Source organism: Kamptonema animale CS-326 (assembly GCF_028330895.1).
In the GTDB taxonomy this organism is placed as follows: Bacteria; Cyanobacteriota; Cyanobacteriia; order Cyanobacteriales; family Microcoleaceae; genus Kamptonema; species Kamptonema formosum.
On the sequence record NZ_JAQMUA010000263.1, the window covers coordinates 1 to 17,350 of the forward strand.

10 protein-coding genes are annotated in these 17,350 nt (G+C 40.8%); 8 read left to right on the forward strand and 2 right to left on the reverse strand.

Annotated features, from left to right (window positions below; translation table 11 throughout):
• Window positions 1-358 precede the first annotated feature (358 nt).
• Complete coding sequence (locus tag PN499_RS15320) at window positions 359-1,231, reverse strand: exosortase-dependent surface protein XDP2 (RefSeq protein ID WP_272032857.1); 873 nt, start codon at window positions 1,229-1,231, stop codon at window positions 359-361.
• A 695-nt stretch (window positions 1,232-1,926) separates the two neighbouring features.
• Here PN499_RS15320 and PN499_RS15325 point away from each other — a divergent pair.
• Entirely contained in the window at window positions 1,927-4,230 is a 2,304-nt protein-coding gene (locus PN499_RS15325; protein WP_272032859.1) for a TOMM precursor leader peptide-binding protein, read from the forward strand.
• Between the two features lie 251 nt (window positions 4,231-4,481).
• On the opposite strand, the gene PN499_RS15330 is transcribed toward PN499_RS15325, so the two are convergent.
• Window positions 4,482-4,685: a hypothetical protein gene (locus PN499_RS15330; protein ID WP_272032860.1), complete on the reverse strand. Its 204-nt coding sequence runs from the start codon at window positions 4,683-4,685 to the stop codon at window positions 4,482-4,484.
• Window positions 4,686-4,849: 164 nt separating this feature from the next.
• Between PN499_RS15330 and PN499_RS15335 the strand changes: the two genes are divergently transcribed.
• The 7 genes from PN499_RS15335 to PN499_RS15365 all read left to right on the forward strand — a co-directional run bounded on the left by PN499_RS15335 (window position 4,850) and on the right by PN499_RS15365 (window position 17,107).
• Complete coding sequence (locus PN499_RS15335) at window positions 4,850-5,689, forward strand: Uma2 family endonuclease (protein WP_272032861.1); 840 nt, start codon at window positions 4,850-4,852, stop codon at window positions 5,687-5,689.
• A 7-nt stretch (window positions 5,690-5,696) separates the two neighbouring features.
• The gene (locus PN499_RS15340) at window positions 5,697-6,785 is read left to right on the forward strand and encodes an amidohydrolase family protein (protein ID WP_272032862.1); all 1,089 of its coding nucleotides are present in this window, start codon (window positions 5,697-5,699) and stop codon (window positions 6,783-6,785) included.
• Window positions 6,786-6,848: 63 nt separating this feature from the next.
• Entirely contained in the window at window positions 6,849-7,817 is a 969-nt protein-coding gene (locus tag PN499_RS15345; RefSeq protein ID WP_272032863.1) for a hypothetical protein, read from the forward strand.
• A gap of 153 nt (window positions 7,818-7,970) precedes the next feature.
• On the forward strand, window positions 7,971-9,056 hold the full coding sequence (locus tag PN499_RS15350) for an amidohydrolase family protein (RefSeq protein ID WP_272032864.1): 1,086 nt from the start codon (window positions 7,971-7,973) through the stop codon (window positions 9,054-9,056).
• A 146-nt stretch (window positions 9,057-9,202) separates the two neighbouring features.
• Window positions 9,203-9,931, forward strand: coding sequence for a hypothetical protein (locus tag PN499_RS15355; RefSeq protein WP_272032865.1), 729 nt, complete (start codon window positions 9,203-9,205; stop codon window positions 9,929-9,931).
• Window positions 9,932-10,110: 179 nt separating this feature from the next.
• Window positions 10,111-11,499, forward strand: a complete 1,389-nt coding sequence (locus tag PN499_RS15360; protein WP_272032867.1) for a radical SAM/SPASM domain-containing protein — start codon at window positions 10,111-10,113, stop codon at window positions 11,497-11,499.
• Window positions 11,500-11,758: 259 nt separating this feature from the next.
• A complete protein-coding gene (locus tag PN499_RS15365; protein WP_272032868.1) occupies window positions 11,759-17,107 on the forward strand; it encodes an AAA family ATPase in 5,349 nt (1,782 codons plus the stop codon).
• Window positions 17,108-17,350: the final 243 nt, after the last annotated feature.

Genomic DNA, 17,350 nt, shown 5'->3' on the forward strand with positions numbered 1-17,350 from the left:
CGCCGCAACAAGCCTGTAAATCATAGCAGAAGATATTTGTCGGCGAGCGCCCACCTTACAATTGATTGTCATTGCGAACGAAGTGAAGCAATCGCCTAGTCCCTGAGATTGCTTCTGTTTGCTTCGTTCCTCAGATTGCTTCAGATTGCTTCGTGCCTCGCAACTGCGCTTCGCTTGCCTCGCAACTGCGCTGCGCTTGACTCGCAATGACGAGAAAAGTATAAATAACAAGACTTACGCACACAACCAAAGAAACCGGGTTTTTTGAGGAAAATACTTGGTTGTTACCCACAGATTCTCTCGAAAACCCGGTTTCTGGGACTCTATGCGTAAGTCCTAGATAATTTAAACTGAGAAATTATGCAGTTTTGTTAGCGCGGCGGCGACGTGCGGCAATCATTCCACTAGCACCCAAAGCTAAACCTGCCATTGTCATCGGTTCGGGTACTGGTTCTGCTGCTTCACCTATTACTTTAAAGTCAGGGCCATTATCGCCAAGAGAGCCGTTAGTGCTCACTTGAATACTACCAATCGGGCCGGTCACTCCTAAATCTGCTAAGCTAACTCCCCATGCGCCCACATTTTGAGAACCGCCAATTTCTTGGGTGTTAATACTATATCCAGCCTTTCCCCAACTACTGGAATTAAGAGTTAGAAGATTTCCAATCAGGTTTCCCATAGCATCCAAAGCTTGAACTCTAAGGGTGCTATTCATACCCCGTTCCCAGAAGAATAAGTTTGCTACTGCTGTAGTAAACGATAGGTTAAGTTTAAACGAACCCCCATCTTCAGTATCGATGATATTGTTAAGGTTATTGTTGCCCAGATAAGCAGCCATTTCGCTACCAGTTGGGTTCTTAATTCCCGATACATCTACTGCTTGTCCATTAACTATCGGGGAACTGGCGTTATCACCTTTATCTGTACTGGCTGCGCCGCTGTTGTCGTTACTTTTTGTATTATCTTCCGGGTTGCTTGTTTGCGTATTCGGGTTTAAACCACTTTTAACTGGTGTATTGTTGATGATGTCTACAGCCTTGACGAAAGCAAAATCGCTGGTTGTTTTACCGCCGTATGTAACTGACTTTAACCAAATATCACTTTTAGCATCTGGTACGCTGGGAGTTGTCAAGTTAGTTGTAAAATTAAATGCCTTAGCTGGTGATTGAAATGCAAGCGTGCCTAAAGTAGCAGCAAGAGTAGCTAAGGTTGGGAGTAGTTTGGTATTCATGGTAATTAGTGATAAGTGGGTGAAAATTTGCTATATTTTTATTATCTATTAATTTAGGAATATTGTTCTTGTAGAGGCCAGTTTTAGTACAATCTTCATTGAGGCTTCACTGCTACTTCACACAAGGTAAATTCAGGCTCTTAGTTTTTAAATGCTTTGTTTATTAAGAGAGTAACAGAGTTTAAATACTTCGGTAATTACCTTGATTTGCTTAATTCTATGAATCAATTTTTATCGTGTTTACGTATGATTGCTGAGAGTGTGAACTTGAGGACATAGAAACAATCAAAGGGAAAGCAAGACTATCTTAGATCGAATAAGGGGTGTAACCCTTACAGGCTCAGCCTCCACACTATTCTGAGCTCGCTCTGCGCCTGCACCTGTGTACTTAGGTGGGATAGGACTTACGCACCAAACCTAAGAAACCGGGTTTTTGAAAATACTTCGCCCGTACCCCCAGAAGCTCTCAAAAACCCGGTTTCTGGAGCCATGAGCGTAAGCCCTAGTAAAGTTACTTTGAGGCATTGTCATCAAGTCAGACTATGTATAGGAAGCGAGGGACTAGGGACTATAATGCTTATGGCCAGGGAAGAAAGCGCTTAAAATCTAGGGATTGCTTCTAAAAGTAACCATTTTAGCCTTTCCCCTCTTCCCTCTTCCCTTTTCCTTCTTCCCCTAGCCCCTAGTTATACACTATGTTCAATCGCATTCAATTCAATCCTGCTTACGCTGTCGAATCTATGGCTCCCGATCGCGTGTTTTTTGTCTCCGAAAAAGGTGCTGGTTGGTTGCGCGATCGCCTATATCAGAAATTGGCTAGTCTGATTGATGGCGATCGCGACAGCGATCAAATTATTGATGCTATTCTTCTAGAGTTACTGGCAGACCAAGAATCCGATCCTGAAAATACGGCTTTCTTTCAGGATGCTCTCAATACCAGCATCAAAACCCAATACGCTCTGTTTCAAATGGAGAAACAGGGCTATATTCAGTTAGAAGACAATCCTCTACCGCCGGATTTAGCTATTTTCTGTCATCATCTAAATATTGCCCCTGCGGATGTTCAGCAGCGATTACAATCGACCAAAGTAGTCGTTAAATCATTTAGTTCAGTTCCCGCAGAAGCCTTGATTAATCTGCTGGAATCTCTGCATATTCAAGTTGCAGAAACAGGGGATATTACCGTAATTTTAGCAGACAATTATCTCGATCCGAGACTAGAGGAATTTAACCAAAAAGCCTTGCAGTCGCAATCTACTTGGATGTTAGTTAAACCCTTGGGGATAACTCCTTGGCTAGGCCCCATATTTGCCCCGGAAAAAACAGGTTGCTGGCAGTGTTTAGCTAAACGATTGCAAGACAACAACCCCGTAGAAAGTTTTATCGAAAGACATAAAGACATTCCCCCCATCAATCCTCCCCTGGCTACTCTCAATTCTACTAAACAAACTGCCCTGAGCATGGCAGCGACGGAAGTGTTTAAATGGATTGCCCAAGGAGAGAATCCCAGATTAACTAGCACTCTGGTAACTTATGATGCGATCGCGCTCCAAACTCAAGATCACATCCTAGTTAAACGTCCCCAATGTCCTACTTGTGGAGAGATGGCTAAGGGATTAGCGAAGAAACCTCGCCCCGTAGTTTTAGGACATCGGAAGAAAAACTTTACAGAGGATGGCGGACACCGTTTTTGTTCTCCAGAAGAAACCCTGAGAAAATATCAACATCATATTAGCCCGATTACGGGAGTTGTGCGGGGATTGAGCAAGATTCAAACTAATGCTCTCAATCATACCTATGTGGCTAAACATCATTTTCTCACAGTTTTTGACGATTTAGAAAACCTACAAAAAAATCTCGGCGGCCGAAGTTCTGGTAAAGGCAAAACCGATGCTCAAGCCAGAGCCAGCGGTTTTTGTGAGGCTATTGAACGGTATTCGGGAGTTTTTCAGGGAGATGAAATCAGAGAACAAAGTAGTTACAATAAATTAGGCGATCGCGCCATTCATCCCAATGACTGCATGAACTTCAGCGAACAGCAATATCAACATCGGCAACAATGGAATGCTGAATGTCAAGGTTGGTTTCAAAAAGTTCCCGAACCCTTCGATCCAGACAGAGAAATTGATTGGACACCAGTTTGGTCTTTGACTCATCAAACCTTCAAATATTTGCCGACAGCCTATTGCTATTATGGCTATTCTACAGGCTATCAACCTGACTGTTGGGCAGATTCCAATGGTTGTGCGGCGGGTAACACCATTGAAGAAGCAATTCTGCAAGGTTTCATGGAATTAGTAGAGCGGGATGCTGTGGCTTTGTGGTGGTACAATCGCCTTCAGAAACCCCAAGTCGATCTAGATAGTTTTGACGATCCTTATTTCCCAAACTTGAGACAATATTATCAAAGTATCAATCGGGAACTGACGATTTTAGACCTGACTAGCGACTTAAATATTCCCACTTTTGCGGCGGTGACGTGGAGGTGCGATCGCGCAGTAGAAGACATTGTAATCGGCTATGGCACTCATTTTGACCCCAAGATTGCTCTCAGTCGCGCTTTAACGGAAGTCAATCAAATTTTACCCAACGTTTTATTTGCTCAAGCTGATGGTAGTACCCAATACCCTGCTTCTCCCGATCCTTTAGCTGTTGAATGGTGGAAAACTGCTACTATGGCTAATCAACCCTATCTGATGCCGGCTCCAAATACTACTCCTAAAGTTTGGGCAGATTATCCCGTAATGGCAACTAACGATCTCCTAGATGATGTCAAGCTTTGTCAACAAATAGTAGAAAGTAAGGGCATGGAAATGTTAGTTTTAGACCAAACTCGTCCTGATGTTGGACTGCGGGTAGCTAAGGTAATTGTTCCTGGTATGCGGCATATGTGGAAGCGATTAGATGGAGGAAGACTTTATGATGTTCCCGTGCAATTGGGTTGGTTGCCAGCACCGCTTTTAGAGGATCAATTGAATCCTGTACCAATGTGGATGTAAGCAATGCGGAGTAAAAAAATCTGCTTTCATTGCCTAATTTCTGGTAATTTTACTGGGTCATAACTTAGATTATGTCCGGTTAAATGACCATAATTTTTGTAGGGGCGGGTTCGCCGAAATATTTGACACCCATCGAACAATCATAAAAACCCGCCCCCACCCCACGAAAAAATTAACAATTAATTAAATTTAATGTGATTCAGCGATCGTTATTCGGGATTATTCGTTGGGTGGGGGCGGGTTTATTAAGGTTATTGGTAGGTGACATAATCGATCGGCGAACCCGCCCCTACCTTATATCCTAATAATATAATCTGAAATGAGACTTTATCTGGTATCGTCATGCTACAACAGCGATCGCCAATTCCCCAGACAGTAGGGGCGGGTTCGCCGAAATATTTGACACCGATCGAACAATCATAAAAACCCGCCCCCACCCACGAAAAAATTAACAATTAATTAAATTTAATGGTTATTCAGCGATCGTTATTCGGGATTATTCGTTGGGTGAGGGCGGGTTTATTAAGGTTATTGGTGGGTGACATAATTGATCGGCGAACCCGCCCCTACCTTATATCCTAATAATATAATCTGAAATAAGACTTTCTCTGGTATCGTCATGCTACAACAGCGATCGCCAATTCCCCAGACAGAAACGCCTCTGCCGCCGAAGCAGACGTTGCCGACAATGTACGATCTCCCTAGTGAAAACCCGGAGGAACCTGGTTTGCCTGATGAGTTTCATAGTTGGCAGCCGCAGTTGCTATCGCGCACGCTAAGATTGCCAGATTATCCGAGCGATCGCATCTTTGTCGGCTCAGATTTAAACTTGTACTATGATGTCCATCATTTTCTGTGGCACAAGCGCCCCGATTGGTTTCTAGTTGTGGATGTTTCTCGGTTGTACGAAGAGACAGATTTACGCTCTAGTTATGTGGTTTGGCAAGAAGGTACAAATCCTTTTTTAGTGGTGGAATTGCTGTCACCGGGAACGGAAAAAGAAGATTTGGGGCAATTTGTAGAAGCAGAAGTAGATGCGATTGAGGAGAGTAGCGGACAAGCAACGCGAGAAATACCGCCGAGAAAGTGGGATGTTTACGAGCGGATTTTGCGAGTACCTTATTATGCCGTATTTAGTCGGTATAGCGATCGCCTGCGGATTTTTAAACTCAATGGTGGGCGCTATCAAGAACAAATCCTAGATGTTGACAATCCGAGGTTTTGGATTCCCGAACTTAAATTGGGGTTGGGAGTTTGGCAAGGGGAATTTGAGGGGATTAATCGGCGCTGGTTGCGCTGGTATGATGGTGTGGGAAATTGGGTGTCAACAGATGCGGAATTTGCGATCGCACAGGCGGAGCTAGAACGGCAAAAGCGGCTAGAATTAGCTGAGAAGTTAAAGTCGCTTTCTCTCGAACAGTTAACAATTTTGGGCATTAGCCCGTCAGATTTGGAATGATTGTCTTATGCTCAACGGATATCGAATTATAGATGCAGATTGCCACGTTTTTGAACCCGGCGATCTATGGGTGAACTATCTCGAACCACAATTTAAACAATTTGCTCCATCTCCCCCAGATATGACAATCAAGGGAGAGAAGATTTATCACAAAATTCCTGGTCAAATTCATGAATTTATAGTTAGCAAAGTTGCCCAAAATCACCCTACATCAGCCTATTCCAATGGATTCGATCCAGAATCTCATCTCATCGCAATGGGGCAAATGCAGACAGATATTGCATTTCTTTATCCCAGTCTGGGATTATGGGTTTTAACTATTGATACCATGTCCCCTCAAGTAGCAGGAGCTTTGACCCGTGCTTACAATAATTGGTTGCTAGACTTTTGTAGCTATAATCCAGCCATGCTCCAAGGAGTAGGTGCAATTAATCTTCATGCTCCCGAAGAAATGATCCCCGAATTACATCGGATCGCTAAATTTGGCTGGAAGGCTGTCTTTTTATATCCTAACCCAGTCAAAGGAAGATTACTCAGCGATCGCGCCTATGAAGCTTTTTGGACAGAATGCGAACAACTGGGGATAGCAATAGGACTTCACGAATGCGGCAGTCATGGTCGGTTGCCTACTACTGGTGCAGATCGATTTAACACGCAATTTGCGATGCACGCTTGTTCTCATCCGATGGAACAAATGATGGCTTTATTAGCCTTGATTGAAGGAGGAGTGTTAGAAAGACATCCCCGACTGAAATTTGGTTTTTTAGAATCTGGCTGTAGTTGGCTTCTCTACTGGCTTTGGCGATTAGATGAAGAGTACGAAAAGTTATACTGGGAGGTTAAAGATAATGTTAAAATCAAACCCTCCGAGTATTTCCGCCGCCAATGTTTTGTTTCTATCGAACCTTCTGAAGCCTGTTTACCAGAAGTTTTGGAGTACATCGGTACTGATAACCTGATCTTTGGATCGGACTATCCCCACTGGGATCACAGTCGAGACATTGTTAAGAGCATTATCGCTCTTGAAGAAAAAGTATCTAAAGAAACAGTCCGAAAAATTGTTTGGGATAATCCTTGTCGATTCTATGATATCTGATATGATCTGAGAAATTTACAGACTAAAGTCTGGCAAAAGATTTCTATTTGAGGATATCTCTATATGCCCATTGCTACTAATCTGACCAAGCCTGCGATATCTCCCGACACTGGCCTGTTAACTAAATTGCTCGAAATTGAGGAAAACTCTAAATCACAGAGCCACTACGATCTGCATTATTTTCAAGTGCTGATCGTCAATCAACACGATGACGGGAGTATTGAAACAACATTACTCACCAAACAAAAGCAAGACTTCAGGGATATGAAAGTTTTGGAAGCAGGAGGTAATGTTGGAAGCATCGCAGACAGCTTGCCTTCTAATGGAGTTCAACTCGATCCAAACTTTCTCCCCATTAAAAATCTTGATGGCAGTCTCAATCACAAGAATCTGGCTAAATATTCTACGGCTCGATTCCTGTTCCAGTGCCGAAAGCTATCGCAGTTAATGGCTAAAACATGGCTTTCCAAAGACTACTTTGATAACGATTTGGATGCCAAAAAAGCAGAGATAGCCAGAAAAATATTCTTGGCTGCCAACCTCAGACCCAATAATTTTGAGCCTTCATGGGCAGAGATTCCAACAACTGGCGAAACAACTGATTGCATCATTAAATCAGATCGCCTTAACCAGCAAGGACTACAATTAAGTCTTTTGTTTGGAGGATTAGTATATACTCCAGTAGAGCCAGGATCGGACACTTATGTTCGCATCTGCGAACCAATTTTAAGCAATTACGAACTTGTCTATGAATATGCGTTCAAAGTATCTTGGGATACTTTTTATGCAAACAGGACAGATTATCCCCAGTCCGGGAATAACCCCGTGCCTCCTTACTATGAAGTAGTGATGCCCTATCCCCCCCGGCCTGAGTTAAGCGAATTCACTGTCAAACCCGATCAAGTTAAAGCTTGGGCAGAGGCCGACGAACATGAGGGAAAATTCCCCTTCTATCCTGAGAGCATCGAATCATCAGATGGGGTGCAATTCGTACATCCCCCCTATCCCTATATCCTCCTTAGTTGCTCTTAATTGATATTGCCAGCAGTTCGCAATCTAGACTTGAGTCAAGGTTTAGATTGCGATGCCTCACCAAAATTATACCTATTAAAAATATTACTAATATGCGCGTAAATGCTGCCAAAATAAGAAAGCTTTATTTTCTCGCATTTCCTAATTATCCCTATGCTCAACGGATATCGCATTCTTGATGCTGATTCCCACGTTTTTGAACCATCTCAAATGTGGGCAAAATATCTCGCCCCTGAATTTAAGCAATTTGCTCCCTCGCCAGATATGAGAATTCAAGGGGAAAAAATTACTATTCAGGTTTCTGAGCAAGTTGAAAAAGAGGGTAACAAGCAGATGAGGGAGGCTCACCCTAATTCTTATTTGAAGCGCTTTGATGTGGAATCCCACGTTCAAGCAATGATAGAAATGGGAGTCGATATAGCATTTGTTTATCCTACTTTTGGACTGTGGTTGTGGTCAATTGATAGTATGGCACCGGAAGTCGCCGGAGCCTTTACCAGCGCTTATAATCACTGGTTATATGAAGAATTTTGTAGTTACGATCCCGACAGGTTGAGAGGTGTGGGAGCTATTAATCTTCACGCCCCCGAAAAGATGGTTGCCGAATTACATAAAATTGCTGAATTTGGATGGAAAGCGGTATTTTTGCGCCCCAATCCAGTTAAAGGTAGACTTTTGAGTGACTCTGCCTACAAGCCATTTTGGACAGCTTGTGAAGAGTTAGAAATTGCTATTGGTATCCATGAAGCCACTCATAGTTTCTTACCAACTACAGGCGCGGATCGATTTCAGACTCGCTTTGCTACTCACGCCTGCTCTCATCCTATGGAACAAATGATGGCACTTTTAGCCCTAATTGAAGGAGGAGTATTAGAGCGTCATCCTTTGTTGAGAGTAGCATTTTTAGAATCGGGTTGCGGCTGGTTGCCCTATTGGTTGTGGAGATTGGATGAAGAGTATCGGAATCTACATTGGGAAGTGAGCCACAATGTTAAGATGCTGCCTTCAGATTATTTTCGTCGGCAGTGCTTTATTGCTGTTGAGCCGACGGAACCTTATCTGGGTCAAATTATCGATTACATCGGTGCCGATAACTTGATTTTTGGTTCCGACTATCCCCACATGGATCATCAGCCAGATATCATTGAAAAAATGATCGGGCTCGAAGATAGTTTGTCTAAAGAAACGGTACAAAAGATTCTCTGGGATAATCCCCGGCGTTTCTACGGCTTGCCTTGATTAGCTAGTAATAGTCTAGTTTTTAGCTTGAACTTTTGCGTAAGTCCTGTTAAAAATATTTTGCGATTTTTATTGACTCAGCGTAAATAGTTTGCTAACATATAAAAATCAAGTTAATAGGCTAAATCAAAATTAAGGAGCTAGCTATGGCTTTTGGAACTCAAGACTTTATGTTTAGTCTGGATTTTGAGAATTTTTTGCCAGAGGACAAAAAGCCTAAAAATGGAGAAAAGTGTGTACACCTGATAGAAGTAAAAGACTTATCAGGCGATAAGTTTCCACCATCATACCCATTCATCCTGCGTATCCTTAGACAGGCAAAGCTTCTCTCTCAACTGGTAAGTTATATATGGCTATGGGAAGATCCAAAAACCTCTCCACAAAATGTTGACGAGGAAGAAAGAAAAAAAAGAGCTAGTTACGCAAAAGCATTACACCAATATTTTATCGAACCCACTAAACTCCCTGCACAGGGACAGCAACCGCAAACTGGTGACAACTTGAAGAAGCTTTTGGCGGCTCAACCTGCTTCAGCTCCAGGCTTAACTCCAGGAGGCTTGCTATACGCCGTTTTTGGCGAAAGAACTAAAAACCCACAACTATTTCCTTTGTTTGATGGATACGAACTTGGAGAGACAGACCCTAACATCAAAGGCTATTTGTTCACTATTGATTATACTGCTTTTTCGGGTGATATCGCAGATCCTTCAAAAAATGAGCCTCATCTGCTACGATTTACAATTCCCTATCCTCCATCTCCAAAGTTTTCCGATATAACTGTCAACACAGCAGGATTAAAGCATTGGGTTAACGACGACAACTATAATAAGGATTTTTGTTCAGATAATCCTTACATTCCTGCAACCTGTTCTTGATGCTGATAACCCCGTGTTTCATAGTTTAGGTAAAAGTTACACATTCATTGATTAGTTGCCAAACTGCGGCGATCAAGCGATAATAAAGGCACAAAAAAATTTACCCACACTACTAAGTTTATTTTAGAGTGTGGGGTTTTTCTTTAGCATAAACTAAGCTCTTGAGTCAAGAAAAATATATGATTATTAAAGATAGTCAAAAGCTTTTATCAGCGAAAATTATAGATGATGTAGAAAACAACTTAGAAGCACCAGACATGGTACTAGAAATACCTGCTTGGGGCATTCCCTTACATCCCAAAAGTATCGAGAGGCTTTTAGCTACAGTCAAATCAGAAGCAAAAGCAGTAGCCTTCAAGCCAATATTGCCGATTGCTTCAGAATTGGGTTTACCTCCCTATCCCACCCTCGCTTATTTATATCCGCAGGAATTTAGCGATCTATCGAAACAGTTATTTCAAGAAGTTGAAAATAAACCTCGCGGAAATTATTTCAACTCAATTCCCTTTACCTTTATTTCAGAAACCGATATTGACGAGCAACTGCATTATTTTGCCAATTATTACGGGATAGCAGTCAAACCTGCCTATGTAAGAGTAATTGTTGGGAATACCTGCAATCTTAAATGCGTGATGTGTCCCTATCACAGTTCTTTACTGAAACCTACCCATACCACAGATTTCTTCACTGGAAACAAGGCCATGTCGTGGCAGATGATGGAGAAAATTGCTAGGGAATGCGGGGAAAAGAAAATCGCAATTTTAATCGGCAGCGTAGAAGAACCATTGCTGCATCCCAAATTGGTAGATTTTGTGCAACTCTGTCGGCAGCAGGGAGTTCCCAGAATTCATATCACCACTAACGGGCAACTGCTGAATGAGGAGATAGCACAAGAATTATTGCAGGCTGGGCTAACCAGTATTGATATTAGCATTGATGCTGCGAACCAAGAAACCTATACTAAAGTTAGGGGGGCGAACCTGAGCCGAGTTGAATCTAATGTGCTACAGTTCATTCAACTGCGCGATCGCCTGAGATTTCCCTGCGAAGTCAGAACATCTTTCGTCAGAAATCAGGGCGTTACCTGGGAAGAAGAGGAACAATTCCGAGAGCGGTGGCTTGCTAAAGCTAACAGCGTTTTTGTTTTGAACGTAGCTAAATACGAAGAGACAAATATGCGTCTTGCCAATATCAATAACACTGTAGAAAGCCCACTAAAATATTACCTCCAAAAAGCTCATGGTCGCTGGGCTTGTCTATTTCCCTTCCTCGAAATGGCTATTTTGCCCGATGGTAGGATATATTATTGTATTGAAACCCTATTTAGACTGGGTTTCGACGGGGATATTGAGAGCTTGGGCGATTACAACCAACAAACTCTGCAAGAGATTTGGCAGGGAGATTTATTTAACCAACTTAGGCGGGATTTAATTCTGAATCAATTAGACCGGAGATCGGCCTGTAAAAATTGCGATATGTGGAAATCTCAGGTTATTGCTAGATCGGCTAAAGATGGAATTTTGGCAATGACGACTACGGTAACTGAAATTTACCAATATATGAGGTAAAAAAAGACCCCCCCTAGCCCCCCCTTGTAAAGGGGAGGAACCGGAAAAAGCCCCCTTTCTAAGGGGAGGAACCGGAAAAAGCCCCCTTTCTAAGGGGAGGAACCGGAAAAGCCCCCTTTCTAAGGGGAGGAACCGGAAAAGCCCCCTTTCTAAGGGGGTTGGGGGTAGAGCCCCCTTTCTAAGGGGGTTGGGGGTAGAGCCCCCTACTTGCTTCTACTAAAAAATCTCTAAACTACCCAGATTAAATATCGAGCAACTTATGAGCATAACAAATTATCAGATCGGCGAACAAATCCATGAAAGCGATCAATCTTTAGTCTATAAAGGTATTCTTCTCCCTGAAAATTTACCAATTATTGTTAAAATCCTTAAGGAAAACTATCCTAGTATCTCTGCTTTCACTCATTACAAGCAGGAATATGAAATTACCCGCTCTTTAAACACCGATCTGGTGATCAAAGCATATCAATTGCAGCGCCATCAAAATAGCCTAGCAATATTCTTAGAAGACTTTGGAGGTAAATCTTTAAATTTTTTAATTTTAGAGCGCCAGTTCACTCTAAAAGAATTTCTCACCATTGCCATCGAGATAGCTCAAAGTTTAGCAGTTATTCACAATGAAAATATTATTCATAAAGATATTAACCCTTCCAATATTGTCTACAATCAAAAAACAGGACAACTGAAAATTATTGATTTTGGGATTTCTACCCGTTTATCTGAAGAAAACCAGACAACTCGCAACCTGAATCAATTAGAAGGGACTTTAGCTTATATTGCTCCAGAGCAAACTGGCAGAATGAATCGAGGCATAGATTATCGCAGCGATTTTTATTCCCTTGGTGTCACGCTCTACGAATTGCTAACCCACCAATTGCCTTTTCAAACAACTGACCCCATTGAGTTAGTGCATTGTCATATTGCTCAACAACCCGCAGCCTGTCAAGAGATAATATCCACTATTCCTGAAGCAGTTTCTAACATTGTGATGAAATTGTTAGCTAAAACTCCAGAAGAAAGATATCAAACTGCCTGGGGACTAAAAGCTGATTTAGAAACTTGCCTAAATCAATTGCAAACTACAGGTGAAATTTCTGTCTTTCCTCTAGGCAGTCGAGATATTTCTGATAAATTTCAGATTCCTCAAAAACTCTATGGTCGCGAACAAGAAGTTACTCAACTGTTAACTACTTTTGACCGAGTTAGGCAAGGCAGCACCGAAATATTGATGGTTTCTGGTTATTCAGGCATTGGCAAGTCAGCTTTAATTAATGAAATTCATAAACCTATAGTCCGCCAGCGCGGATACTTTATCGGTGGAAAATTCGATCAATTAAAGCGGGATATTCCCTATGCGGCAATTAGCCAAGCCTTTGAAGATTTAATTCGGCAACTTCTGAGCGAACCTGCCACAAAATTACAAACTTGGAAAGAACGTATTATAGAAGCATTAGGACTTAATGCTCAAGTTATTATTGATGTGATTCCCGAAGTAGAAAAAATTATTGGCAAACAACCCCAAGTCGAACAATTAGGAGCTACTGAATCTCAAAATAGATTTAATTTGTTTTTCCAAAGATTTATCAGTGTTTTCTGCAAACAAGAACATCCATTAGTTATTTTTCTGGACGATTTGCAATGGGCAGATTTACCATCTCTGAATTTATTTGAACAATTAACAACTGAACCCAATAGTCAATACCTATTGATGATTGGAGCCTACCGGAACAACGAAGTCAATGATACTCATCCTTTAATTCTTACCTTAGAAAAAATCCAAAAATTAGGCGTTAATATTAATAATATTATCCTTTCTCCTTTAACAAGATCGCAAGTTAATCAATTAATTGCTGATTCCCTCGGCAATTCAACAGAAAGCTGCAAAGATTTGGCGGAATTACTAACAAATAAAACTCAAGGCAATCCATTTTTCTTGACCCAATTACTGCAATCTTTATATAAAGATAATTTGTTTTCATTTGCTCCAAAAGAAGGACGTTGGCAATGGGATATTGAAGAAATAAAAAGCATTCAAATCACTGAAAATGTAGTGGAATTAATGATACAAAAAATTGAAAGCTTAAATAAAAACACGCAAAAAGCATTGAAATTAGCTGCTTGCATTGGAAGTAGATTTGATTTGGAAGTTCTTTCTGTCGTTAATACTAAATCTCAATCTGATACAACTAAAGACCTTTGGCCGGCCATCCAACAAGGTTTGATTTTGCCACTAAATGAAAATTATAGAATTCCTTTGCTATGGAATCAAGACGAAATATATGATAATACTTCAGATATCTTCCCTGATTTGATGCCTGAGTATCCAAAATCAATACCATATAAATTCCTACATGACCGCGTGCAGCAAGCTTCCTATGCGCTGATTCCAGAAGCAGAAAAAAAAGCAGTTCACTTACAAGTAGGAAAACTACTATTAGAAAATACTAAAGAAGAGTTGTTAGGAGAAAATCTTTTTGAAATTGTTAATCAACTAAATGAGGGGCTGGAGTTAATTACTGAACAATCAAAAAAAGATGAATTAGCCAATTTAAATTTTCAAGCTGGTAAAAAAGCAAAATCATCGGCAGCTTATGAACCTAGTTTGAGGTATTTAGAGACTGGATTAGGATTATTATCACAAAGTAGTTGGCAATACCAGTATGATTTGACTTTAAATCTACACATAGAAATATTAGAATCTCTATACTTAACCACAAAATTTCAGGAAGTTGAAAACCTATCTATAATTATCTTTGAAAATGCACAAAAACCTCTTGATAGGGTTAGGATATATCAAGTAAAAATTCAGTCTTATATTGCTCAATTTCAACAAGAAAAGGCAATAAAAACTGCATCTAAAGCTTTAGCAGAACTGGGAGTAAATATACCCGAAGAAACAGGAGAAATAGAAAACCAAATTGCTCAACAACAAGAATCTCTTAATCTGATATTAAAGGATAAAGAAATTAAAGATTTAGTTGATAATTATCCGATGACTGACCTCTATCAAATTGCAGTCGCATCAATATTACGGGAAATTGTTGGTCCTACAATACAAATAAATTTCTTACTGCATATTCTGGTTGTATTAACTCAAGTCAACCTGTGCATCAAGTATGGCAACCCACCGCAAGCTGCTAGTAATTATGCTTCATATGGATTGATTCTGTGCAGCTCAAGGCAATTTAATTTAGGATATGAATTTGGTAAACTTTCTTTAAAACTACTAGAAAAATTTGATTTTACTAAAAAATTAGAAGCTTTAGTGGTTCATGTTTATTATGGCTTCATTTGGCACTGGAAGAATTCTCTAAAAGACAAAGTGGCAGAAGAAAAATTACTCAAGGGATTTCAACAAGCTATAGACATCGGAGATAATGAATATGCTTCTTATACATCTATAAGCTATTGCTGGGTTAATTTTTTAGCAGGGACAAATTTAGAAGAAGTTGAAAGTAATTATAAAAAATACTCAAAAATAATCACTAAACTCCGGCAAGAATATTCAATTTATTACATAAAAATAGTGCAATCATCGGTAAAGTTTTTAATGGAAAAATCTGAAAATGAAAAATTTGTTATAATAGGTTCTTCTGAAAAAGAGGAACAAGATTTTTTAGAAAACTTAAGTCAGAATAATAATCAATGGTTACTATTCCTCGCTTATTTTATTAAAGAAACTATCTACTATTTATTTAAAGATCCTATTCAAGCTTTCACAAACAGTATTAATGCGGAAAAATATGTAATAAGTTCGGGTGCATACATAACAGGGCCGCAACATAAATTTTATTCTTCTCTTGCCTTGCTTTATTACTATAATAATTGCAATCCAATACAGCAGGTAGAATCACTAGAACAAGTAACTAAAAATCAGGAGGACATGAAAGAATGGACTACCTATTGCCCAGAGAACTTTCAAAATAAATACGCTCTTGTCGAAGCTGAAAAAGCACGAGTTTTAGGTCAAACCTGGGAAGCACAAGAACTTTACGAACAAGCTATTCAAGGTGCTAAAAAATCAGAATTCATCCATGAAGAAGCCCTAGCCTACGAACGCGCCGCAGAATTCTATCTATCACTAGGCCGAGAAGAAATCGGTCAACTATATCTCAGAAATGCCCATTATTGCTACACCCAATGGGGAGCCAAAGCCAAAGTTACAGCCTTAGAAACAGAATATCCCCAGTTGCGAGTCCGCATAACCAATAGAACAGAAACTAACCGCACCAGTACCACTTCCACTGGCAGCAATGGAGAAGTCCTAGACTTAACAACCGTCATCAAAGCCTCCCAAGCTCTCGCAGGAGAAATTGTGCTAGAAAAATTACTAGCCAAACTAATGCAGTTTGCCATTGAAAATGCCGGCGCTCAAAAAGGATATCTGATTTTAGTTAATAACAATAAATTAACCATTGAAGCCGCTAGAGAAGTAGGCAAAGATGAAGTCACAGTCTTGCAGTCCCAGTCAGTAGAAACCACTGACCTACTCCCCCAAGGAATTATTAACTATGCCATGAGAACCCAAGAAGATTTGGTACTAAGTGATGCAACCCACCAAGGACTTTTTATCAACGAGCCTTATATTGTTGAAAATCAACCCAAATCAGTTCTCTGCGCCCCCATCATCAATCAAGGCAAACTCATCGGACTACTTTACCTAGAAAATAATCTCACCACCGATGCCTTCACTGCTGACCGCTTAGAACTGCTAAGAATTTTATCAGCCCAGGCAGCAATTTCTATTGAAAATGCCCTCCTCTACCAAACCTTAGAGCAAAAAGTTGAAGAACGCACTGCCCAATTAGCACAGGCTAATACAGAGATTGTAAAACTAAACGATCGCCTCAAAGAAGATAATCTGCGAATGAGTGCCGAACTAGATATTACTCGCGAACTCCAACAAATGATTCTGCCCAAAGAGTCGGAATTACAGCAAATTCCGGGTCTGGATATCGCCGGATTCATGGAACCAGCTACAGAAGTCGGCGGCGATTACTACGACGTGCTCAATCAAGATGGACGGATTAAAATCGGCATCGGCGATGTCACCGGTCACGGACTAGAAAGTGGTGTCGTAATGATTATGGCGCAAACTGCCGTGCGAGCATTATTAGCGAATAATGAAACAGACCCAGTGAGCTTTTTAAGTGCAGTTAACCAGGCAATTTACGGTAACGTCCAGCGGATGAATGCTGATAAAATGCTGTCTTTAGCCTTACTAGACTATCAGGATGGTACTGTACGCATCAGCGGACAGCATGAAGAAGTAATTTTAATCCGTGCCGATGGTAGCCTAGAACTAATTGATACAATGAATTTAGGTTTTCCGATTGGTCTAGAATCAGATGTGGCTGATTTTATCAGTGAATTAGAAATAGTCTTAAATCCTGGGGATGGAATTGTCCTCTATACAGATGGCATCACTGAGGCGGAAAATCCTGAGAAAGAATTATATGGACTAGAAAGATTGTGTGAAGTGGTGCGTCAGAATTACACTTTGTCCGCGACGGAGATGCAGCAAAATATTATTGCCGATGTTCGCCGCTATATTGGCACTCAAGAAGTTTTTGATGACATTACTTTGGTCGTCTTGAAACAGAAATAACTGGGGGTAGGGAAGATAGGAAAGATAGAGAACTCTATCTGCTGAGGTAAAATAGCTCTACCCCCAACCCCCTTAGAAAGGGGGCTTTTCGGTTCCCCCTCTTTGCAAGGGGGGGGTCGTTTTTATACCTCATACTAATTGAGAAACGCTATAGCCATTAGCAATTAGCAATTAGCCATTAGCAATTAGCCATTAGCCATTACCAATTATGAACACGGATTTTACCGATTACACGGATTACAC

Bases quoted from the DNA above. Each gene is read 5' to 3' on its own strand.
- PN499_RS15325 (WP_272032859.1), top strand. From the start codon at position 1,927: ATGTTCAATCGCATTCAATTCAATCCTGCTTACGCTGTCGAATCTATG.
- PN499_RS15335 (WP_272032861.1), top strand. From the start codon at position 4,850: ATGCTACAACAGCGATCGCCAATTCCCCAGACAGAAACGCCTCTGCCG.
- PN499_RS15365 (WP_272032868.1), top strand. From the start codon at position 11,759: ATGAGCATAACAAATTATCAGATCGGCGAACAAATCCATGAAAGCGAT.
- PN499_RS15355 (WP_272032865.1), top strand. From the start codon at position 9,203: ATGGCTTTTGGAACTCAAGACTTTATGTTTAGTCTGGATTTTGAGAAT.
- PN499_RS15320 (WP_272032857.1), bottom strand. From the start codon at position 1,231: ATGAATACCAAACTACTCCCAACCTTAGCTACTCTTGCTGCTACTTTA.
- PN499_RS15350 (WP_272032864.1), top strand. From the start codon at position 7,971: ATGCTCAACGGATATCGCATTCTTGATGCTGATTCCCACGTTTTTGAA.
- PN499_RS15340 (WP_272032862.1), top strand. From the start codon at position 5,697: ATGCTCAACGGATATCGAATTATAGATGCAGATTGCCACGTTTTTGAA.
- PN499_RS15345 (WP_272032863.1), top strand. From the start codon at position 6,849: ATGCCCATTGCTACTAATCTGACCAAGCCTGCGATATCTCCCGACACT.
- PN499_RS15360 (WP_272032867.1), top strand. From the start codon at position 10,111: ATGATTATTAAAGATAGTCAAAAGCTTTTATCAGCGAAAATTATAGAT.